Here is a 19,660-nt window from a genome sequence, read left to right as displayed (position 1 = left end):
TGCGTTGAGGTTGCCGGTGACCAGGTTGATTTAGATCGGTCTGATCACACCGGGAACCCTTAACCCGACCGTGTGCCGAACCGAACATCTCTGCTGTCAGGACCGCCCGCTGTACGCCACCTGAGCAAGGAGAGCGATATGACCACTCTGCTGTCGCCCGAGATCGACACCGTAGGCGAGTTGACCGCGCGCTGTGACCGCTGCGGAGCGGCCGCCAAGCTGGAGGTCGAGGTGTCCAGCGGCGGCGAACTGGCGTTCTGCGGCCACCACGCCAACCGGTACGACGCCGACATCCTCCGGATCGGTAGCAAGATCCGGCTGGAGGAGGGCTTCGTCTGGGCGGGCAAGTAGCCGCCCGCACCGGTTCGCCGCGTTATGCTCTTTCCCTCACGTCTTGGGGGTATATGTGCATATCGCGGCGCATGGCGTGGGCAGGCTGTCCCGGCTGATCGCCGGGTGCGCCGGGATCGCGGTCGCCGTCTGCGGCGTCGTGAGCGCGCGCACGCTCGACGACGGCGGGCCGCCGGAGGGATATTCGTCCACTCCGGCGGTCGCGCTGATTCCGGCCGGGATCGCCCTTCTGGTCCAGGCCGCACCGATATCCGGCGGACGGGCCGGCCGATTACGCGCCGGCGCCGCCGTACTGTTCGCCCTGATCGCCACCGGACTCGCGGCCGTCGCCCTCGTCGACCAGCCCGCCGCTTCCGTCGCCACCCTGCTCTCCGGGCTGGCCCTCGCCTGTTTCGACCTGCGGCTGCCCCGCCAGGACGGCTCGATGCCGTTCCGCGTCGCCGACCCCCTGCTGCTGGGCGCCGCCGTCATCGCGCTGGTCGCGCTGGTACCCCGGCTGTTCGCACCGGCATTCCCACCCGGGCGCGGGCCGGACAGCGTCATGTCGCTGCCCCAGGCCGGCGCCCTTCTGGTTCTCACCGCCGGGGCGGTCCTGGCCCGCTCTCTCGACCAGGCCGACCTCCGGCAGCGCCCCCTCGTCGAGGAGTTGCGCGACCGGGAGGATTTCGCCCAGACGCTGCTTCAGTCGATGAACGAGGCGGTCATGGTGCTCGACGCCAATTACCGGGTGATCGACGTGAACCGGCGATGGCGGGAGCTGACCGGGTACGCCGACGACGACCTGGCCCGTGATCCGCCGCCACTGCCCCCACCCGGTTCCGGCGGTGACTGGACGATCCCGCGCGCCGACGGCACGGCGGTGCCGGTCCTCGCCACCATGGCGGCCATCCCGGACGCCGCCGGAACGACCCGCGGATATGTCGCCACCTGCGTCGACATCGCCGAACGCAAGCACGCCGAGGACGCTCTCACCGAGCACGCAGCCGAGCTGGAGCGAGGCAACGCCCAGCTCGCCTCGGCGCTCGCCTTCAAGAACGACCTGACCTCGATGCTGACCCACGACGTGGCACAGCCGATCAGCTCGATCGCCAGCCTCGCCGAACTGCTCTGCGCCGACTGGGCGGACCTGCCGGACGACATCCGTCTGGAACTCGCCACGAAGATCGACAAGAACACCCGGCGGCTGGTCAAGATGATGAACGACCTTCAGCTGCTCTTCCGCCTCGACACCGGCTCGGTCACCGCCCGCCGGGTGCCGGCGCCGCTGCACGAGGTGGTCCGCACGGTCAGCGCCACGATGGCCGGCGACGACGTCGAGATCGCGATCGACGAGGACCTGGCCGCGCTGATCGACCGGGGCCATCTCACCGTCGTGGTGGAGAACCTGCTGAAGAACGCACTGACCCACGGCGCCCCGCCGATCGTGGTCCAGGCCGAGCCGCAGGGTACGACAGTGCTGCTGGTGGTGCAGGACAGCGGTCCCGGTGTTCCGGAGGCGGTGCTGCCGGGGATCTTCGGCCGGTTCAGCCGGGGCGCCGGACTGGGCCTCTTCATCGTCCGCCACCTGGTCGAGGCGAACGGCGGCACCGTCCGTTACGAGCACGCCACCCCGCAGGGCGCCCGCCTGCTGGTCACCCTGGAACGGGCACCGGCCTAGCCCACCGCCGGCACGCGAAAGGCCGGCCCATCGGGCCGGCCTTCACGACGTTTTAGCGGCTCAGCTGCCGCGTTCTTCCTCGTTGATCATGCCGTCGCCCCACATGTCGGACTTGCCGGTGTGCCCGCCCATCCGCGCGCTGCCGGAGACCCCTCCGCTGATCTCTGGCTCCGCGCCGGTGTCCCAGCCGGCGCCCGGGCCGGGTGCGGGCTGCGCGGCGTTGCGGTTACGGATGCGCTGGGCCACCGAGGCCGGTGACGCGGGGTTAGTCGTGGGCGCATTGCCCAGGAACGAGCGTCCGGTGATCTGTTTGGTGCTGGCACCGGTCGGAATCGGGCGCCCACCCAGCACGCCGCTCTCCACCAGGCCCTTGAACGTGGTCAGATCGGCCTTGAGCCGGCGGTTCAGGGACTCCTGCCCGTGCCGGTCGCTCGGCATCAGAAAGGCGATGTCCGCCTCGAGCTGCGCGACGATCTGGGTCTTCGTCTCACCCATCGGCCGCAGCGTGAGCGTCTCGGCGAGCAGCGGACCTTCCATCGTCGACCAGGAGACCCGCTCGTCCATCGACCGCTCGATGATCTGAGCGTCGAATTCGCGCCGTTTACCGTCGACATCCATGATCCAGTGGGTCTGGTCGGCGCCGATCGACGTCACCTGCCGCACACCGGTCATGAAACGCGGGTAGTTCTCGAACGCCGCGAGCTGTTCGTACACCGTGTGGACCGGTGCACTGACTTCGATCGCCTGCTGAACCATGCTCATCGCAACTCTCCCATGCTGAAGTGCTGGCATGACCGAGCGTACGGAGACGAGCACTGATCGTGTTCAGTTTTGATGCTTTGCTCAGACCCTGCGGAGGTACTGCCAGCGGCCGACCTCGGCGGCGTACCGGGCGTCACTCGCGGGAACCAGCGCCACAGCGGCGTCCCGGAGTGCCTGCACCATCCGCGGCGACGGGCTGCGCCACGCTTCGCTGATCTCCACAACCGTGCCGGTGCTCCGGCAGGCGGCAGCCAGGTCGGCGACCAGCTCCGGGCTCACCGCTGAGTCGTCGACACCGGACTGCGCCAGCAGCGCGAGCGGACGGGCCAGCTGGGCCGGCACGTACCGGGAGGCCCGCTCGATGCCCTTGATCGTGGCGCCGACGAGGTGCTCGGCGACCTGCGCGGAGGTGAACACGCCGGCGTCGAGGCGGTCCCGGATCTGCCGGGCGTCCAGGAGCTCACCGCCGATCGGCAGCGCGGAGACCGCAACCGAGAGGGCGTCCAGCTGGGCCAGGTCGGGCGGCAGTGCCAGCCAGCCGTCCGGGCGTACCACCTCGACCTCGGCGGCCACCCGCAGCGTCAGCTCGGTGCGGTGCCGGGCGCGGCGGACCGCGTCGGCGTACGCGGTCAGCCAGGCGGTGTCCGGACCCGCCTGGTCCGCGAAGGTGAGCGCGGTCAGGCCCGCCCGGTCGGCGGCCGAGACCACCACACCGACCGCTTCCCGGCCGGAGGAGAAGCCGGTGTGCACGTGGGCGTCCACCGTCAGATCCAGAACGCCGGCGACCACTGTCTCGCGCTCAACCACCACGCTTGCTCCCCGCAATCGAAGGGACGGGGTTCTTCCCGTCTGACCATGAGATTGCGGGAGCGACGTTGTCGGCCGGGTCAGCCGCCGGTGCAGGTGAGGAGCGTCATCCGCCGCTCGGACGGGCGCAACCGATCCGCACTTTCCGGGCACCCGGAACGGCATCCGTACCCCGGCAATCTTTCCCTCGACCGCGCGTACGCGCCTCGCGTGCCGGGAAGGGAAAGCATGAAGGTTCGACATCGTGGCCGTACCGTGCTCGCTGCCGTAGCCGCTGCCACCCTGGTGGGCACGCTGCTGCCCGCGGCGGCGCAGGCGGCACCCACCGCGGCCGCGGCGGCGGCCAAGGTCCCGGTGGTGACCGGCAGCGCGATGACCGGCGGGACACCGCTGAACATGCGACGCTCACCGTCCCCGGGCGCCGAGCGGGTCGGCTCGGTCGAGAACGGCAAGACGGTCTGGATTCTCTGCCAGGTCGCGGCGCAGCAGGTCACCGGCACGGTACGGACCACGAACCTCTGGGATCACCTGGCGAACGGCTCGTATGTCTCGGACGCCTACGTGGTACGCCCGGACACCGGGATCCCGGTTTGCGCGACGACCCCGGCCACTCCGGTCACGCCGGCCGAACCGGCGCCGGCCATTCCCAAACCGGTCAAGGGCGAGAGCTGGGGTCTGCCGGTCGGCGCGAGTCTGGTGAGCGGATTCCGTACCGTAGCTCGCCCTTCGCACGACGGCGTCGACCTGTCGGCGACCCGCGAGACCCCGATCCTGGCCGCCGCGGCCGGCACCGTGATCCGGGTGGTCTGCAACGTCTCCGCCGGTTCGTGCGATGTGGACGGTAACCGCAACCTCGGCGGCTGCGGCTGGTACGCCGAGGTCCAGCACGCCGGCGGTGTCGTCACCCGGTACTGCCACATGGTCCGCCGGCCGGTCGTGAAGGTCGGCCAGGTCGTGAAGAAGGGCCAGCTGCTCGGCAACGTCGGGACCTCCGGGTCATCGTCCGGCCCGCACCTGCACTTCGAGGTGCACGTGAACGGCGCGCCGGCGACCCACGCGAACGCGGTCGACCCGATCGCTTTCTACCGCACCCGAGGCCTCATCGTCCGATAAGGACAGAAAGGCGCCCGCCGCGGTGTATGCGGCAGGCGCCGTTCTGTCCGGATCGAATCACTCGTCCGGGTCGGGCTTCTCGAGCATCCGGGCCAGCGCGTGGACGGCTTCCTCGGTCGGCGACGCGGCCGCCCGGTTCGCGTCCTGGAGCTCGCGATAAACCTCCTCGCGATGGACCTGCACGTCCCGAGGAGCCTGGATGCCAAGCCGGATGACGTCACCACGGGCCTCGAGAACCGTGATGACGACGTCGTCGCCGATCATCACGCTCTCCCCTGCCCGCCGGGTCAGCACAAGCATCGGTGCCCTCCTCCATCCATGGAACGGACAGCATGGCAAAGGCGCGGCCGCGATGGAAACCGCGACCGCGCCTCAAAGGAGGATCAGAAGTGGCGGTTCATGATCGCCCGGACCGGGTAGCCGGTTCCACTCAGGACGACCTGCATGGCCCGCATGCTGTCGCGATCCACCACGATCGGCGCGAGGAGATTCGCGGTGGTCTCGTCCTGCCCCGCGGTGATCACCGAGAGCAGCAGCAGACGGTCCGGGTCCTTCGTGTTCAGCGCCGCGAACACCTGGTTCTCGATTTCCGGGGCGTACTCCGGGAAGAACGGCTCCGGCGGAGCGACCAGGAAGCGCAGCTCCGGGTTGTCGACAGACGTGAGCGCGAAGAGCAGGCCTTCGTCGTTGAGGCGCACGAGAACGAATTCCCGGTGCGCCGGGAAACCCGGCATGGGCACCGCCATCGTGATGGTCGGCAACCCGAGCGACGGGTCGGTCACGGTGGCCTCAATCGGTCGGGACGCGGTGCGAGTAGTCATGGTCACCTCAGGAAATCGATGAGCGAGGGCTGGATCACCTTGGCCGTGGCGGCCAGGGCGGCCTGATACGAGGTCTGCTGGAGCTGCAATTCCATGATCGCCTTAGGCAGGTCGACATCCTCGATATCGGAGAGCTGCGACGACACGGACATCAAGCGATCCTCAGCGGACTGCTTCATCTGGGTAACCCGATTATATCGGGCACCTACGTCCGAAAGAGTGGAATTCAGGATCTGCGACGCTTTATCGAGATTCTGTAGCCCAGCAGTTATTCCGGCGCTGTCTCCGTCACGCATGGACTTTGCAAGGCCGTCCAGGACCTTGAAGAGCTGTGCCGGATTTGCGACTTCATTGCCATTCGAGTCCGTTATGGTCTCCGCTCCGAAGACCTCCGGGCCTCGTACGTCGACCCGCACTTTGGCGTTCGGGCCGATCGATCGGAGCATTTCGCCGTTGGATTCGCCGGCGTAGGCCCCGGATGAGTCGTAGGCGGTGAACTCGGGTGTGGCACCGCCGAAGACCGGTCGATCCAGGTACTTCGTGTTCGCGTACTGGATCAGGGTGCCCTTGATCTGTTCGACCTCGGCTGCCCTGGCCTTGTTCGCCTCCGGCGTGCTGCCACCGCCGGCGCTGACCCCGGCCAAGGTCAGCTCGCGTACCTTGGAGATGAGGCCGATCGAATCCTGCAGGGTGTCCTGCACGGCTCCGAGCCGGCCCACGGCGTCGTCCGCGTTGGCCGAGTACTTCTGGTTCGCGCGAACCTCGCTGCGTAACTGGAGCGCGGTTACCGTTCCGGTCGGCGAATCGGACGGACGCCGCAACTGCTTGCCACTGGAGATCTGGTCCTGCGCGGTCTGCGTACGGGACATCGTCCGCTGCAGGCTTGCCATGGTGCGGGTACGGACGCTGCTTTCGGTTATCCGCGGACTACTACTCATGAACGGGACTCCCCCTACCTACCGACAAGGCCGGTCCTGTTGATCAGTTGGTCGAGCATCGAGTCGATCGTGGTGAGAACCCGGGACGCGGCTTCGTATCCACGCTGGTAGGTGAGGAGGTTGGTCATCTCCTCGTCGAGGTTCACCCCGGACTCGGAATCCCGCGCGGCGTCCACCTGGTCGGTCACCGCGTTCTGGATGTCGCGGCGCCGCATCGAGGACTGCGCGGCGACACCGAGGTCGCCGATCAGGGACTGATACTCGGCGTCGGCGCCGACACGCGAGGTGGAGAGCTCGGAGAGGTCGTCGGCGAGCTCACCGTTGAGGACGCCGGGAGTGCCCGTCGGGTCGCCCGTCGAGATGGCGACCTTGGCGGGGTCGGTGATGCCCACCGAGATGTTCGCGGCCGAGAGCGGGTTCACGTTGCTCGCCACGAAGAAGTCCTGCCCCGTTGTCCCGTCGAGGCTGTACCCGGAGCTGTGCAGGGTGTTGACCGTCGACGCGAGTGTGGTGGCGACCGTGTCGAGCCGCTGGGACATGCTGTCCAGCGTTCCGCCCTTGGCCAGCAGCTCCATCGACGCGCCCATGCTGCCGCCGGGGCTCACCGGTGTCCCGGTGTCCGACCACCGCAGGTTGACCTCGGTGGTCGCCAGGTCTTCGAGCCGCAGAGCGCTGCCGGCCTGGATCTCCACTCTGCGGGTGGAGAACTCGGCGACCAGCGGCGCACTGCCGACGTAGATGCTCATCGCACCGTTCGGCAACTCCGTCGCGGTGGCGCCGGCCATCTCGGACAGCTTCAGGATCGCCTGGCCCCGCTGGTCCTGCAGTTCGTTGGCCTGCAGGCCGGCACCCTTGGCGATCACGATCTCCTTGTTCAGCTTGGCGATCGAGTCGGCCGTCTTGTTGACCTCGCCGACGTACGTGTCCAGCCCCGCACGGGTTGCCTCGTACTGGTTGTTCAGTTGCTTGGACGCGTCGTTGAGAGTGGCCGCGACGGTCGTCGCCTGCTGGATCATCGCCGCCTTCGGAGCGGCCTTGTCGGGATTGGTGGCGACGGCGTTCCAGCCGTCCCACATGTCCTGCAGACGAGCCTGCAGAGCGGTGTCGCTCGGCTCGCCGAAGGCGTCCTCGATCAGCGTGTACGCCGAGGCCTTCTCGTTGTGGTACGCCGAGTTGGCATGCTCGGTGAAGCTGCGCTGATCGAGTGCGCCGTTACGCAATCGCTCCACCGAGGACACTGTGACGCCACTGCCCACCGCGTCGGTGGTGGCGTACACGCCCGGTACCAGGTTGGCGTTCTGCGACTGCATCACCACGCGTTGCCGGGTGTAACCCTCGGTGTTGGCGTTGGCGATGTTCTGGCCTGAGACGTCCAGGCCACGGCGCTGCGCGTAAAGCGAGCTCAGCGCCGTATTGATTCCACCGAATGTGCTGCCCATCAGATCGCCTCATCAACCAGGCTGGGGCGGCGAGCGCCGCCGGTGACGGTCTGGCCCTGCGGCCCGTACGTTTCCACAGTCTGGGCAAACGCGAGCATGGTTTCGCGAGCAGCGCGCTGCCCGGCCGTGAGCAGGTCACGGTTGACGTCGGCCAAGGCCTTGATCTCCGACGTCAGCAGCAGGAACGCCTTACGGTGCTGGTGCAGCAGATCCGACCAGGGGTCGGGCGCCGCGTCCGCGAGCTCACCGAGGGAGGCGTCCGGCGACAGACCCAGCTCGGCGGCTACCTCCTGCGAGTAAGCGGCGCGGATGACCTCGGTCTGCCGGATCTGGTCGAGCACCACTTCCACCTCGCGGGTGGCGTGGCTGAGCCAGCGTGACCGGTTGGCGGCGAGGAGCAACTGCTCCTCCTCAAGCTTGAACAGCAGCATCTCCAGCAGCTCACGTGCACGCCACAGGACGCTGGCCAGGTCGGTCAGGCTCACCCGGACCTCCGTGTCGTCTCGCTGGCGGGCTCACCCCCTCGGCGGACCCGCTCATTCGGACAGGTCGGCACATCCCCCGCGCCACTGAGCGGTTTCCGACGATCGGCGCTTCCTGGATTAGCCGGATAAAGACCGAAAAAATCTCAGAGAATGACTCATGGCCTCTCGGTGATCGGCCGAAGGGATGAGGCGTAACACCACGGCTCAAGGACGGGCCGGTACGGACCCCAGTCAAGGAGGAATTTTTCAATGGGTCTTCGCATCAACCAGAACATCGCCGCGCAGAACGCCTACCGGAACCTCTCGGTGACCGACAACCAGATGTCGAAGTCGCTCGAGAAGCTGTCCAGTGGTTTCCGGATCAACCGGGCGGCCGACGACGCGGCCGGCCTCTCGATCTCCGAGGGCCTGCGTTCCCAGGTCGGTGGCCTCAAGGTCGCCGTCCGCAACTCGCAGGACGCGATCAGCGTCGTGCAGACCGCTGAAGGCGCGCTGAACGAGACCACCAGCATGCTCCAGCGCATGCGTGACCTCTCCGTTCAGGCCAACAACGCGTCTCTCGACTCCGAGGCGAAGAACGCCGCCCAGGCCGAGTTCTCGCAGCTGCGTTCGGAGATCGACCGGGTCTCCGAGACCACGGCGTTCGGCAAGTCGAAGCTGCTGGACGGCAACTTCGGCAACAGCCAGTCGCTCTCGGGCGCAGCGCTCACCCTCACCGACGGAAAGGTGACCGGGGCGCAGGACCTGGGCATCACCGGCGTCGGCGGCAAGACGCTGGCCACCCCGATCGCGGTGAATGTCGCCAACACCGGCGACACGATGACGCCGGACCAGGTCGCGGCTGAGATGAACGAGAAGCTGAGCGCCGCGCTCAAGGAAAACGGCCTGAACGGCGACGAGCTCACCGTCACGACGAACACCGCCGACAACGGTGACGTCACGTTCGAGGTGAAGGGCTCGAAGACCTTCGAGGGCGGCACCGGCATCGTCACCGGCGACAGCGCCGCGAACCCCAAGGCGACAGCGGGCGACTTCCAGATCGGCGCCAACTCCGGCGAGACGCTCAACATCAACATCAAGGGCGTGGACGCCAAGGGCCTCGGTCTGAAGGACCTCGACCTGACCACCGCAGCTGTCGGCAACGGCAAGACCGGTGCGGCGACGGCGATCGAGGCGATCGACAAGGCCATCACGTCGATCTCGGACCAGCGGGCCAAGCTCGGTGCGTCGCAGAACCGCTTCGAGCACACCATCAACAACCTGAACACCGCGGTGGAGAACCTGTCCGCCTCGGAGTCCCGGATCCGCGACACCGACATGGCGCAGGAAATGGTCTCGTTCACGCGTAACCAGATCCTCACCCAGGCCGGCACCTCCATGCTCTCGCAGGCGAACCAGTCCTCGCAGGGCGTGCTGTCGCTGCTCCGCTGATAGCTCGCAACCGAACAGCACCCATAACAACTGAATCTCGTCGCCAAGCGACCGAATAGGTGGGGGTAGCCGGAAGGTTCGGCTACCCCCACCGCCGCAATTGTCCTCGGACGAAAGCAGGTTTCCCGTGTCCAGTTCGGTAGACGGACTCGTCAGCGGCATGCAGACCAGCTCGATGATCACTCAGTTGATGAAGGTCGAGGCCGCACCGCAGACCAAGCTCAAGACCAAGGTCGAGACCGCGCAGACGGCGATCACGTCCTATCAGTCCGTGAACGCCAAGCTGAAGGCGGTCAAGTCGTCGGCCGACTCGCTCGCACGGCTCGACACCTGGCGCTCGCTCAAGGCCTCGTCGAACAACGAAGCGGTCACCGCGACCGCCGCCGGTGGCGTGGCCGGCCTGTCCGGCAGCACCACGTTCGACGTGATGCGGGTTGCTCGCGCACAGACCTCGGTCCTGCAGGTGGACACCGCGTCGACCGGGTTCCCGGCCAGCTTCACCATCCAGACCGGCTCCTGGTCGGACCAGGACGGCAACCTGACCACCGACGACGATGCCTTCGCGCCGGACGGCAACGCCGCCAGCACCATCAACGTGGGCAGCCCGCAGACCGCGGAGAGAGTCGCGGCCGCGGTGAACTCCGCCGACATCGGTATCCGGGCCTACGTGGTCAAGACCGGCACCGGCACCGGCGCTCTCCAGTTCACCAGCGCCAAGACCGGCGCCGCGACCGGATTCCAGGTCCAGGGCCTGTTCGACACGAACGACGTCAACGGTTACACGGTGCAGGACACATCGGGCCGCGACGCCGTGATGAAGATGAACCCGGGTTCCGCGTCCGAGTACCTGGTCACCAGCACCACGAACACGTTCACCGACGTGATGCCGGGCGTGACCATCACCGCCACCCAGCCGGCCAACGGCGTCACCGTCACCGCCACGAACGACGTCAGCGCCATCACGGCGAAGATCCAGGCGTACGTCGACGCGGCCAACGAGGCGTTCAACGAGATCAAGACGCAGACCAAGTACGACACCGAGACGAAGACCGGTTCGCCGCTGACCGGTGACTTCACGATCCGGCAGATGAACCAGACGATGCTCAGCAAGATCAGCGGTGGCCTGACCTACTCGAAGAACGAGTACGACGCCAACGGCACGGTCATCGGCACCACCGACGTCAACTTCGGCTCGCTGAGCCAGCTCGGCATCGAGCTCAGCCGGGACGGAACACTCAGCTTCTCAGGCACGAAATTCGAGTCCGAGTACGCCAAGGACCCGAGCCGCATCCAGGGCGGCGCGATCGGCTTCGCCAACCAGGTCAAAGAGATGGTCACGAAGCAGTCGAACAGCGTGACTGATGTGATCACCGGGCGGAAGAACGAGATCGAATCGCTCAGCGGTCAGATCGAGAACTGGGACGTGCGGCTCGCCTCCCGGAAGCAGGCCCTGCAACGGCAGTACGCCGCGCTGGAGACCTCGCTCGGCAAGCTGAACAACCAGTCGAGCTGGCTCTCCGGCCAGCTCTCCGGACTCTAAGCAGCGCCGGCCGCATCACCTAGCCGGCCTCGCATACGGCCAGCAGGACCATCGACCGGCCCTTGACCGAGGAGACTCATGACCGCGCCCAACCTTCGTGACCGTTACCTCCAGGATGCGATCAACACGGCTTCGCCGGCGAAGCTGCTGATCATGCTCTACGACCGGATGATCCTTGACCTCGGCCAGGGCGAGGAGGCGTTCCGCAACGGAGACCGTGAAGCCGGTAGCGCGAAGGTGATGCACGCTCAGGAGATCGTGCTCGAGCTGCGGACGACCCTCGACGTGGAAGCCTGGGACGGTGCTCCCGGTCTGGCCAGTTTGTACGGCTTCGTACTCACCGAGCTGATCGGGGCGAACATCGCCCGGGACGCCGACCGGGTGGCGAGCTGCCGGACCCTGTTGGAACCGCTGCGTGACGCGTGGCGCGAGGCGGCTTCGGCCGGGACGTGAGCGTTTAGATGCAGACTCTGGACTGGCGGGACGCCTGGTCCGCAGCGCTCGACGAGCTCGAGCTGGATGTCGCTGCGGTCGAGTCGATGCTCGCCGACGAACAGCGGCACGCCGAGTCTCCGCCGGCCAACCTGTGGAAGCCGCCCACCGAGCTGGGCGCGCTGCCACTCGAACTGCGACCCCGGGCCGACGAGATCCTCACCCGGCAGCTCGCCGCGGCGGAGGAGGTCGCCCGCCGGCTGACGTCGAACCGCCAGCAGATGTCGATGACGGCCCGGATCGAGACCGGTGAGGCGGTAAAGCGCCCCGTCTATCTGGACCGCGCGATGTGAACACGCGTCCCGGAACCCCGGCAGGGGTTCCGGGACGTTGTCGTCTCGGTGTGCAACCTCTCAGCAACCGCTTGGGACTCAGCGGATCGCGCCTCAGGCCGAATTGCAGGGTACGAGCAACGGATTGCTCACCGAGAAGCCACGGATCGGCGATCAAACGGATCGGCTAGGAGCTCCCGTGTTCGATGATCGTTCGTCGTCCGCACTGCGCGTCGCTGTTGCCGGCCTTGCCGCCCGCCAGACCGCCATTGCCAACAACATCTCCAACATCGAGACCCCCGGGTACCGGGCCCGTAAGGTCAAATTTGAGGAAGAGCTCAAAGGCGCCATGGACAAGGGCGAGTCGGCGAGCGGTGTCACCCCGAGTGTCATGACGTCCCTGGAGCCGACAAAGCCCAACGGGAACAACGTCAACCTCGACGAGGAGACGCTCTCCCACATCGATACGACGATGCGCTACAACCTCGCGATCCGTGCGCTGGACGGCAAATACAGCCTGCTCCGCGAAGCCATCAAGGGGGCCTGATCATGAGCACGTTCAACGCGATCGGGGTAGCCGGCACCGGCGTCACTGTCTACCGCAAGTGGCTCGACGCGGTGTCCGACAACATCTCGAACATCAACACCACCACCCGTACCTCCGAGAACGCCTTCCAGGCCCGGTACGTCGAGGCCCGTGCGGCGCAGGACGGCAACGGGGCCGAGGTGGCCGGCATCTCGCTCGGCAGCGCCGAGGGCGTGCTCGCGTACGACCCGGACAACCCGCTCGCCGACGCCGAGGGATACGTCCGGCGTCCGGACATCGACATGGGTTCGCAGATGGCTCAGATGATGATGGCGCAGCGCGCGTACCAGGCCAACCTCGCGGTGGTGGATCGGGCACGTGAGTCGTACACCGCCGCGATCAACCTCGGGAAGTGATCGTGATGACCTCTCCTATCGGTGGTATCCAGGGCATCGGCGGCTTCTCCGGCGTCGAGGGCATCTCCGGGCTGGGCGGCTTCAGCGGCGTCAGCGGGATCTCCGACGACACCGGGACAGCCGCTCCGACCGGACCGAACGCGGACTTCGCCGGCATGCTTGCCAAAGGCCTGGAAGGTGTCCAGGCCTCACAGAGCAAGGCCAGCGAACTCTCCGTCCAGGTCGCCAACGGCACACTGGCCGACCCGGCGCAGTACACGATGGCGTCGACCGAAGCAGCTCTTGGACTTCAGCTCACCATGGCCATCCGCAACAAGGCCGTGGAGGCGTTCCAGGAGATCATGAGGATGCAGGCGTGACATGACTGACCGCCTTCCCGCTCCGGTACGCCGCGTCACGGACACCTTCAAGGCCTTCACGCCGGGACAGAAGGCTGTCACGATCTTCGCGGTCATCGCTCTCATCGTCGGTGGCTATTTCTTCGCCACCTGGGCGGCCAAGCCGTCGTACCAGATTCTCTTCAACAATCTTTCGACAAAGGACGCCAGCGCGATCGTCGAGGCCCTGCAGAAGTCGGGCGCCTCCTACGAGCTGGCCAACGACGGTTCGACCATTCTCGTACCGCGCGATCAGGTCAACGCCCTTCGCCTGCAACTCTCCGGTGAAGGCCTTCCCAACGACGAGGGCACCGGTTACTCGTTGCTGGACCAGCAGGGCATCACCACGAGCGACTTCATGCAGCACACCAATTACCAGCGCGCGCTGGAGGGTGAGCTCGCCACCACGATCAAGTCGATCGACGGCGTCGAGGCGGCCACCGTGCGCCTCGTGATGCCGCAGAAGGACGTCTTCGCCGACGACCAGAGCAAGCCGACCGCGTCGGTCCTGGTCGCGTCGAAGGGCAACGGAACACTTACCAGTGATCAGGTGCAGTCCATCGTGCACCTGGTGGCGTCGAGCGTCGAGGGCCTCGATCCGACGCAGGTCACCGTCGCCGGCGCGGACGGCAGACTGCTCTCCAGCGGAGGCGGCGCCACCATCGGGGCCGGCGGCGAGAGCGGTACCGAGCAGCAGACCGCCGCATTCGAGAGCCGCTTGAACAACTCGCTCCAGAGCATGCTGAACAGCCTGGTCGGCCCCGGCAACGCGGTGGTCACCAGCCGGGTCTCGCTGGACTTCGACCAGACCGAGACGCGCAGCAAGAAGTACACCGCCGACCCCGCGACGCCGGCCGAGTCGGAGAGCATCAACACCGAGACCTACAGCGGTAGCGGGACCGGCCAGGGTGGTGTGCTCGGCCCGGACAACATCCAGGTGCCGAACAACGCGGGCAGCGGCCAGTACAACAACAAGAACGAGGTACGGAACCGGCAGCTCGACGAGGTCGAGGAAGTACGCCGGAACGCGCCGGGCAGCATCGAGAAGCTGGACGTCTCGGTCCTGATGAACAGCGCCGTGGCCGGCTCGGTGGACCCCGCACAGATCCAGGAGCTGCTCAGCGCGGCTGCCGGTATCGACGCCACCCGTGGCGACACCATCGCGGTCGCCTCCATGCCGTTCGACACGAGTGCGGCCAACGCGGCTCAGGAGTCACTCACCGCCGCGACCGCGGCCGAGACGGAAGCCAAGCAGCTCACCCTGATCAAGACGGGCGCCCTGCTCTTCGTGGTACTCGCGCTGATCTTCCTGGCCTGGCGGGCCAACAAGCGGGCCAAGAAGCGCCAGCAGCTCACCGCCGAGGAGCGCAAGCACCTGGAGGACATGCAGGCCGCGCTGGAGGCTCAGCGCCGGGCCGAGCTGGACGTCACGACCGCTACCAGCATGAACATGAACGTGCTGGAGAGTCCGAGCATGGCCGGTCAGAACGACGAGGCCCGCGAGGAGCGGCAGAAGGAGATCGACCAGCTGGTCAAGGAAAAGCCGGAGGAGACCGCGGCGCTGATCCGCAGCTGGCTCTCGGCCGACTCGACGCGCTGACGAACCACTGGCAACACGACGGTTGAGGAGTGTCCGTTGACCAATCCGGGTCTCACCACGCTCTCGATGACGGGCGCGCGCAAGGCCGCGATAATGCTGGTCCAGTTCGGCAAGGAACAGTCCGCCGAAGTACTGGCGAACATGACCGAGAAAGAGGTCGAGATGCTGTCCGCCGAGGTTGCTCGGCTCGGCAAGCTCGACCCCTCTCAGGTCGACGACGTGATGGACGAGTTCTACGCCATGGCGACGACCCGGTACGCCGGGTCGGGCGGCATGGACTACGCCCGGGAGCTGCTGGAGGCGTCGCTCGGCAAGGAGCGGGCGGCGCTGATCCTGGATCGGCTCGAGGCGTCGATGAACGACATCCCGTTCAACTTCCTCAGCCATGCGGACCCGCGTCAGCTGCTCTCGTACGTCCAGTACGAGCATCCGCAGACCATCGCGCTGGTTCTGGCCCACATACCCTCAGCCCTGGCCTCGTCGATCCTGGCGGGGCTTCCGCTGGAGGTGCAGACCGAGGTCGCGCACCGTATCGCGATCATGGACCGCACCTCGCCGGACGTGATCCGGCAGGTGGAGACCGCGTTGCAGCGCAAGCTCTCCACCGTGCTCCAGCCGGACGAGCTCTCCACGGTCGGCGGTCTGCAACCGCTGGTCGACATCATCAACCGCGCCGACCGTACGACCGAACGGCTCATCCTCGAAGCTCTGGAGGCACGCAACCCGGAGCTGGCCGAGGAGATCCGCCGGCGGATGTTCATGTTCGAGGACATCATCAGCCTCGACGACCGCTCGGTGCAGCTGGTGCTTCGCCAGGTGGAGCCGGCCGACCTGGCCACCGCCCTCAAGGGCGTGCCGGAGACCGTGCGCGAGAAGGTCACCAAGAACCTCTCCGAGCGTGGCCGGGAGAACCTCCTGGAGGAGATCGACCTGCTCGGACCGGTCAAGGTCAAGATGGTCGAGGAGGCACAGGCGAAGATCGTCGGTGTCATCCGCACGCTTGAGGACTCCGGACAGATCGAGATCCAACGCGGTGGCGAAGACGATGAGCTCATCGCTTGACGGGCCGGTGATCCGTGGGGCGGTGGCCGACAATGCCACCGCCGCGCGGTTCGCCGTCGACCTGCGCCGCGACGAGCCGATCGACAGCGAGGCGGTGGAGCGGGCGAAACAGCAGGCCCGGACGACCGGTTACGCCGAGGGCTGGGCACAGGGCAAACGCGATGCCACCACGGCCGCCGAGAGCGCCGCGGCTCGTGCCGTCGCCAGCGAGGAAGCGTACGAGCACCGCCGGGCCGCCGCTCTGGTCCAGGCGGTGAACGCCCTCGGCCGGGCGGTGACCGAGCTGGAGACCCAGCTGACACCGACCTTCACCGAGCTGCAGGAAGTCATGCTGGCCACCGCCTTCGAGCTGGCCCAGGCGATCGTCGGGCGTTCCCTGACCGACGATCCGGAACGCGGCATCGACGCGGTACGCCGGGCCATGAGCGCCGCGCCACAGCAGGGCGACGTGTCCGTGAGCCTGCACCCGGACGACTATCAGACGCTGGTGGGCGAGTCCGGCACCAACGAGTTCAACTTCGAGGGGCGCCGGATCAACCTGCGCCCCGACCCCAGCCTGCGTCCCGGCGACGCCGTCGCCTTCACCGGCACCGCCACCATCGACGCGACGATCGAGTCGGCGATGCACCGGGCACGCGAGGCGCTCCGGATCTGAGCGCCTCGGCGCTGTCGAAGGGCAACCAGAATGACCGACGTCTTCCAGCAGCGGCTGCAGAGTGCCATCGCCGCCGCCCGGCCCATGGTCAGCGGCCGGGTGACCGGCGCCGTCGGCCTGCGCGTCACGGTCAGCGGGGTCGACGCCAACGTCGGTGACCTGCTGCGCATCGGCGACGGGCCGGATGCCGTGTTCGCCGAGGTCTCGGCTCTCGACGGCGACAAGCTCGCCTGCCTGCCGCTCGGCCCGATCGCCGGGATGGGCGCCGGCACCCCGGCGTACAGCACCGGCGGGCCGCTGCGGGTCGCGGTCGGGCCGGACCTGCGCGGCCGGATCCTGGACGGCCTGGGCCGGCCGATGGACGGCGGCCCACCACTGCGTGGCGAGATGGTGCCGATCGACTCACCGCCGCCGGGAGCGATGGAACGCCAGCTGGTCGACAAGCCGATGTCCCTCGGGGTACGCGTACTCGACACGCTCGTCCCGTGCGGCCGCGGCCAGCGCATCGGCATCTTCGCCGGCTCCGGCGTCGGCAAGTCCACCCTGATGAGCATGATCACCCGCGGCACCTCGGCGGAGCTGAACGTGGTCGCTCTGGTCGGCGAGCGCGGCCGTGAGGTACGCGAATTCATCGAGCACGACCTCGGCGAGGAAGGCCTCGCCCGGTCGGTCGTGGTGATCGCCACCTCGGACACACCACCGCTGGTCCGGCTCCGGGCCGGCTCGGTCGCCACCCGGATCGCCGAGTACTACCGGGACGAGGGCGCCGACGTGCTGCTGATGATGGACAGCGTGACCCGTGCGGCGATGGCGCAGCGCGAGGTCGGCCTCTCGGTCGGCGAGCCGCCGGCCACCCGCGGATATCCGCCGTCGGTCTTCGCGATGCTCGCCTCCCTGCTGGAACGGGCCGGTCCGGGAGCGCGGGGCAGCATCACCGGGCTCTATACCGTGCTGGTCGAGGGCGACGACCACAACGAGCCGATCGCCGACGCGGCGCGGTCGATCCTCGACGGCCACATCGTGCTGGACCGCAAGCTCGCGACGGCCGGTCACTTCCCGGCCATCCAGGCCCTCGACTCGATCTCCCGGGTCGCCAACAAGATCACTTCGCGGGAGCAGCGCGCCGACGCCACCGAGCTGCGCCGCCTGATGGCCGCACACCGCGAGGTCCGCGAACTCGTCGAGATCGGCGCTTACGTGGTGGGCACCAACCCGGACGCCGACCGGGCCAACGCGGCCTGGTCGCAGATCAGCGCCTTCCTCCGGCAGGACCTCGACGAACGCCTCAGCGCCGAGGACGCCTGGGCCCAGCTACGAGCCGTCCTCGCCACCACCTGAAAGTCGCATTACGCCGAGGCGACGCCGGTTAGCGCAGTAGCAAGCAGGTAGCAGGCGCTCAGCGATTCGGGTGTCGAGCCGAACCGGGAGGGTGAGGGCCCCTCCCGGCCCGGTAGGAGGCGAACGTGAACCGCTTGTTCCGGCTCGGACCCGTGCTTCGTGCCCGAAAGGCGCAGGAGGACGCCGCTCGCGGCGCGGTCATCCAGTCCCGAGCCGAGATCCGTGAAGCCGAAGCCCTGCTCAAACGCCGGCGACTGGAGCTGACCGGCGCCGACGCGCCCACCGAAGGCACCGCCCGTGCCATGGTCGCCTCGCTGGTGGCCCGGCAGTCGCTGGCGGCCGGGCTCTTCTCCGCGCAGCGCATGGTCACCGATGCCGAGGATCTCGAACGCGAAAAGATCGCCGCGCTCACCGAGGCCGCCAAGAAACGGCGTGCCGTGGAGATGATGGCCGAACGGCACGCCGAAGCCGTCCGCGACCACGACCTCCGCGTCGACCAGGCCAATCTCGACGAGCTGGCGGTCACCGCGAAGGCACGGCAGGCCGCCACCGGCTCCCAGGACGGAGGCTCGGAATGACCTCCATGGGTGTCAACGGGGTGATATCCCGCGTCGCCGAGATCAAGGAACAGCTCGGCCTCAATCCACCGCCGCCGGCCACGGTCGGCAGTGCCTCCGGCACCAAATTCGCATCCGCGCTCGCCGACGCGACGGGCGCCGGCATCGCTCAGCCCGGAAAATCCGGACCGAGCGGTGCCGACGTCGTCGCGGCGGCAAAAAAATACTTGGGTACGCCCTACGTCTTCGGCAGCGACACCCCGTCCAAAGGGCTGGACTGCTCGGGGCTGGTGCAGCAGGCGTATGAAGATCTCGGTGTTGATCTGCCGCGCAACTCGTGGCAGCAGGCCAAGGCCGGCCGGCCCGTCGGGAGCATGTCCGACGCCAAGCCGGGCGACATCCTCGCCTTCAACTCGCCGGTCGACCACGTCGCGATCTACCTCGGCGACAACAAGATGATCGCGGCGCCGAAACCGGGTGACCACGTCAAGATCCAGTCGGTGTACGAGAAGCCGAGCCACATCCGGCGTGTCCTCGACGACATTCCCGCCGCCGCGGTCCAGGACATGTCGGCGCTGCGCCCGGCCGGCCTTCGCGCACCGGCGGGCGGTGTGACCGGTGTGCCGTACGCCGACCTGTTCAACCAGGCGGCCTCCCGGCACGGCATCTCGCCGAAGCTGCTCGCCGCGGTCGCGAAGGTGGAGTCCGGGTACAACCCGCAGGCGGTCAGCAAAGCCGGCGCGCAGGGAATGATGCAGCTCATGCCGGCGACGGCGCGCGGGCTCGGCGTCAAGGACGCGTTCGACCCGGCGCAGGCCGTGGAGGGCGCCGCGAAGCTGCTCTCCCAGCATCTGAAGGAGTTCAAGTCGGTACCGCTGGCCCTGGCCGCGTACAACGCGGGTGGCGGTGCGGTGCACAAGTACGACGGAATCCCGCCGTTCGCCGAAACGCAGGCGTACGTGCCGAAGGTCCAGAAGGCCCTGGCCGCCCTCGGCGGCTGACCATCCCCTTAGGAGATACC

23 protein-coding genes are annotated in these 19,660 nt (G+C 67.7%); 16 read left to right on the top strand and 7 right to left on the bottom strand.

Annotated features, from left to right (window positions below; all coding sequences use genetic code 11):
- The first annotated feature begins 138 nt into the window (after positions 1-138).
- Together B0I29_RS16275 and B0I29_RS16270 are read left to right on the top strand one after the other, a co-directional pair.
- The gene (locus B0I29_RS16275) at positions 139-351 is read left to right on the top strand and encodes a DUF7455 domain-containing protein (protein ID WP_111649834.1); all 213 of its coding nucleotides are present in this window, start codon (positions 139-141) and stop codon (positions 349-351) included.
- Positions 352-427: 76 nt separating this feature from the next.
- Complete coding sequence (locus B0I29_RS16270) at positions 428-2,008, top strand: sensor histidine kinase (protein WP_111649833.1); 1,581 nt, start codon at positions 428-430, stop codon at positions 2,006-2,008.
- A gap of 60 nt (positions 2,009-2,068) precedes the next feature.
- Here the strand turns inward: B0I29_RS16270 and B0I29_RS16265 are convergent, their stop codons facing one another.
- Together B0I29_RS16265 and B0I29_RS16260 are read right to left on the bottom strand one after the other, a co-directional pair.
- Entirely contained in the window at positions 2,069-2,770 is a 702-nt protein-coding gene (locus B0I29_RS16265) for an SRPBCC family protein (protein ID WP_245972555.1), read from the bottom strand.
- 81 nt (positions 2,771-2,851) lie between these two features.
- Entirely contained in the window at positions 2,852-3,580 is a 729-nt protein-coding gene (locus tag B0I29_RS16260) for a hydrolase (RefSeq protein ID WP_111649831.1), read from the bottom strand.
- 225 nt (positions 3,581-3,805) lie between these two features.
- On the opposite strand from B0I29_RS16260, the gene B0I29_RS16255 reads away from it, so the two are divergent.
- Positions 3,806-4,690 carry a peptidoglycan DD-metalloendopeptidase family protein gene (locus B0I29_RS16255; RefSeq protein WP_111649830.1) on the top strand — a complete coding sequence of 295 codons (885 nt, stop codon included), beginning with the start codon at positions 3,806-3,808 and terminating at the stop codon, positions 4,688-4,690.
- Between the two features lie 57 nt (positions 4,691-4,747).
- Here the strand turns inward: B0I29_RS16255 and csrA are convergent, their stop codons facing one another.
- The 5 genes from csrA to B0I29_RS16230 form a co-directional block, all read right to left on the bottom strand.
- Entirely contained in the window at positions 4,748-4,990 is a 243-nt protein-coding gene (gene csrA, locus B0I29_RS16250; RefSeq protein WP_111649829.1) for a carbon storage regulator CsrA, read from the bottom strand.
- An 83-nt stretch (positions 4,991-5,073) separates the two neighbouring features.
- Positions 5,074-5,511 carry a flagellar assembly protein FliW gene (gene fliW, locus B0I29_RS16245; RefSeq protein ID WP_181557829.1) on the bottom strand — a complete coding sequence of 146 codons (438 nt, stop codon included), beginning with the start codon at positions 5,509-5,511 and terminating at the stop codon, positions 5,074-5,076.
- A gap of 2 nt (positions 5,512-5,513) precedes the next feature.
- Positions 5,514-6,401: a flagellin N-terminal helical domain-containing protein gene (locus B0I29_RS16240; protein WP_245972554.1), complete on the bottom strand. Its 888-nt coding sequence runs from the start codon at positions 6,399-6,401 to the stop codon at positions 5,514-5,516.
- Between the two features lie 62 nt (positions 6,402-6,463).
- Positions 6,464-7,888, bottom strand: coding sequence for a flagellar hook-associated protein FlgK (gene flgK, locus B0I29_RS16235; protein WP_111649826.1), 1,425 nt, complete (start codon positions 7,886-7,888; stop codon positions 6,464-6,466).
- Complete coding sequence (locus B0I29_RS16230; protein ID WP_111649825.1) at positions 7,888-8,373, bottom strand: flagellar protein FlgN; 486 nt, start codon at positions 8,371-8,373, stop codon at positions 7,888-7,890. Before B0I29_RS16230 ends, flgK begins: the two co-directional genes overlap by 1 nt.
- 249 nt (positions 8,374-8,622) lie before the next feature.
- Here B0I29_RS16230 and B0I29_RS16225 point away from each other — a divergent pair, with 249 nt between their 5' ends.
- The 13 genes from B0I29_RS16225 (at position 8,623) to B0I29_RS16165 (ending at position 19,640) form a co-directional block, all read left to right on the top strand.
- The gene (locus B0I29_RS16225; RefSeq protein ID WP_111649824.1) at positions 8,623-9,804 is read left to right on the top strand and encodes a flagellin N-terminal helical domain-containing protein; all 1,182 of its coding nucleotides are present in this window, start codon (positions 8,623-8,625) and stop codon (positions 9,802-9,804) included.
- A gap of 127 nt (positions 9,805-9,931) precedes the next feature.
- Positions 9,932-11,344, top strand: a complete 1,413-nt coding sequence (fliD, locus tag B0I29_RS16220) for a flagellar filament capping protein FliD (RefSeq protein WP_245972553.1) — start codon at positions 9,932-9,934, stop codon at positions 11,342-11,344.
- Between the two features lie 78 nt (positions 11,345-11,422).
- Positions 11,423-11,797 carry a flagellar export chaperone FliS gene (fliS, locus tag B0I29_RS16215; protein WP_111649823.1) on the top strand — a complete coding sequence of 125 codons (375 nt, stop codon included), beginning with the start codon at positions 11,423-11,425 and terminating at the stop codon, positions 11,795-11,797.
- An 8-nt stretch (positions 11,798-11,805) separates the two neighbouring features.
- Entirely contained in the window at positions 11,806-12,129 is a 324-nt protein-coding gene (locus tag B0I29_RS16210) for a hypothetical protein (protein ID WP_111649822.1), read from the top strand.
- 178 nt (positions 12,130-12,307) lie between these two features.
- Positions 12,308-12,655, top strand: a complete 348-nt coding sequence (locus B0I29_RS16205; RefSeq protein ID WP_111649821.1) for a flagellar basal body rod protein FlgB — start codon at positions 12,308-12,310, stop codon at positions 12,653-12,655.
- A 2-nt stretch (positions 12,656-12,657) separates the two neighbouring features.
- Complete coding sequence (locus B0I29_RS16200; protein ID WP_111649820.1) at positions 12,658-13,050, top strand: flagellar basal body rod protein FlgC; 393 nt, start codon at positions 12,658-12,660, stop codon at positions 13,048-13,050.
- Between the two features lie 5 nt (positions 13,051-13,055).
- Entirely contained in the window at positions 13,056-13,409 is a 354-nt protein-coding gene (fliE, locus tag B0I29_RS16195) for a flagellar hook-basal body complex protein FliE (RefSeq protein WP_111649952.1), read from the top strand.
- Between the two features lies 1 nt (position 13,410).
- Positions 13,411-15,027 carry a flagellar basal-body MS-ring/collar protein FliF gene (fliF, locus tag B0I29_RS16190; protein ID WP_111649819.1) on the top strand — a complete coding sequence of 539 codons (1,617 nt, stop codon included), beginning with the start codon at positions 13,411-13,413 and terminating at the stop codon, positions 15,025-15,027.
- Positions 15,028-15,063: 36 nt separating this feature from the next.
- A complete protein-coding gene (fliG, locus tag B0I29_RS16185; protein WP_111649818.1) occupies positions 15,064-16,089 on the top strand; it encodes a flagellar motor switch protein FliG in 1,026 nt (341 codons plus the stop codon).
- On the top strand, positions 16,073-16,744 hold the full coding sequence (locus tag B0I29_RS16180; RefSeq protein ID WP_221402723.1) for a FliH/SctL family protein: 672 nt from the start codon (positions 16,073-16,075) through the stop codon (positions 16,742-16,744). The genes fliG and B0I29_RS16180 overlap by 17 nt, the downstream gene beginning before the upstream one ends.
- Before the next feature lie 30 nt (positions 16,745-16,774).
- Positions 16,775-18,082, top strand: a complete 1,308-nt coding sequence (locus B0I29_RS16175; protein WP_111649816.1) for a FliI/YscN family ATPase — start codon at positions 16,775-16,777, stop codon at positions 18,080-18,082.
- A gap of 125 nt (positions 18,083-18,207) precedes the next feature.
- A complete protein-coding gene (locus tag B0I29_RS16170) occupies positions 18,208-18,660 on the top strand; it encodes a flagellar export protein FliJ (protein WP_111649815.1) in 453 nt (150 codons plus the stop codon).
- Complete coding sequence (locus B0I29_RS16165; RefSeq protein WP_111649814.1) at positions 18,657-19,640, top strand: transglycosylase SLT domain-containing protein; 984 nt, start codon at positions 18,657-18,659, stop codon at positions 19,638-19,640. Before B0I29_RS16170 ends, B0I29_RS16165 begins: the two co-directional genes overlap by 4 nt.
- Positions 19,641-19,660 lie beyond the last annotated feature (20 nt).

The organism is Actinoplanes lutulentus (genome assembly GCF_003259845.1).
Taxonomy (GTDB): domain Bacteria; phylum Actinomycetota; class Actinomycetes; order Mycobacteriales; family Micromonosporaceae; genus Actinoplanes; species Actinoplanes lutulentus.
This window is presented reverse-complemented; position numbering and strand designations above follow the sequence as displayed.

Excerpts from the sequence above, each read along its gene's own strand:
- fliF (WP_111649819.1), top strand. The coding sequence starts at position 13,411 with ATGACTGACCGCCTTCCCGCTCCGGTACGCCGCGTCACGGACACCTTC.
- B0I29_RS16210 (WP_111649822.1), top strand. The coding sequence starts at position 11,806 with ATGCAGACTCTGGACTGGCGGGACGCCTGGTCCGCAGCGCTCGACGAG.
- flgK (WP_111649826.1), bottom strand. The coding sequence starts at position 7,888 with ATGGGCAGCACATTCGGTGGAATCAATACGGCGCTGAGCTCGCTTTAC.
- B0I29_RS16255 (WP_111649830.1), top strand. The coding sequence starts at position 3,806 with ATGAAGGTTCGACATCGTGGCCGTACCGTGCTCGCTGCCGTAGCCGCT.
- B0I29_RS16225 (WP_111649824.1), top strand. The coding sequence starts at position 8,623 with ATGGGTCTTCGCATCAACCAGAACATCGCCGCGCAGAACGCCTACCGG.
- fliW (WP_181557829.1), bottom strand. The coding sequence starts at position 5,511 with ATGACTACTCGCACCGCGTCCCGACCGATTGAGGCCACCGTGACCGAC.
- fliE (WP_111649952.1), top strand. The coding sequence starts at position 13,056 with ATGACCTCTCCTATCGGTGGTATCCAGGGCATCGGCGGCTTCTCCGGC.
- B0I29_RS16240 (WP_245972554.1), bottom strand. The coding sequence starts at position 6,401 with ATGGCAAGCCTGCAGCGGACGATGTCCCGTACGCAGACCGCGCAGGAC.
- B0I29_RS16275 (WP_111649834.1), top strand. The coding sequence starts at position 139 with ATGACCACTCTGCTGTCGCCCGAGATCGACACCGTAGGCGAGTTGACC.
- B0I29_RS16200 (WP_111649820.1), top strand. The coding sequence starts at position 12,658 with ATGAGCACGTTCAACGCGATCGGGGTAGCCGGCACCGGCGTCACTGTC.
- B0I29_RS16265 (WP_245972555.1), bottom strand. The coding sequence starts at position 2,770 with ATGAGCATGGTTCAGCAGGCGATCGAAGTCAGTGCACCGGTCCACACG.
- B0I29_RS16165 (WP_111649814.1), top strand. The coding sequence starts at position 18,657 with ATGACCTCCATGGGTGTCAACGGGGTGATATCCCGCGTCGCCGAGATC.
- B0I29_RS16180 (WP_221402723.1), top strand. The coding sequence starts at position 16,073 with ATGAGCTCATCGCTTGACGGGCCGGTGATCCGTGGGGCGGTGGCCGAC.
- fliS (WP_111649823.1), top strand. The coding sequence starts at position 11,423 with ATGACCGCGCCCAACCTTCGTGACCGTTACCTCCAGGATGCGATCAAC.
- csrA (WP_111649829.1), bottom strand. The coding sequence starts at position 4,990 with ATGCTTGTGCTGACCCGGCGGGCAGGGGAGAGCGTGATGATCGGCGAC.
- B0I29_RS16175 (WP_111649816.1), top strand. The coding sequence starts at position 16,775 with ATGACCGACGTCTTCCAGCAGCGGCTGCAGAGTGCCATCGCCGCCGCC.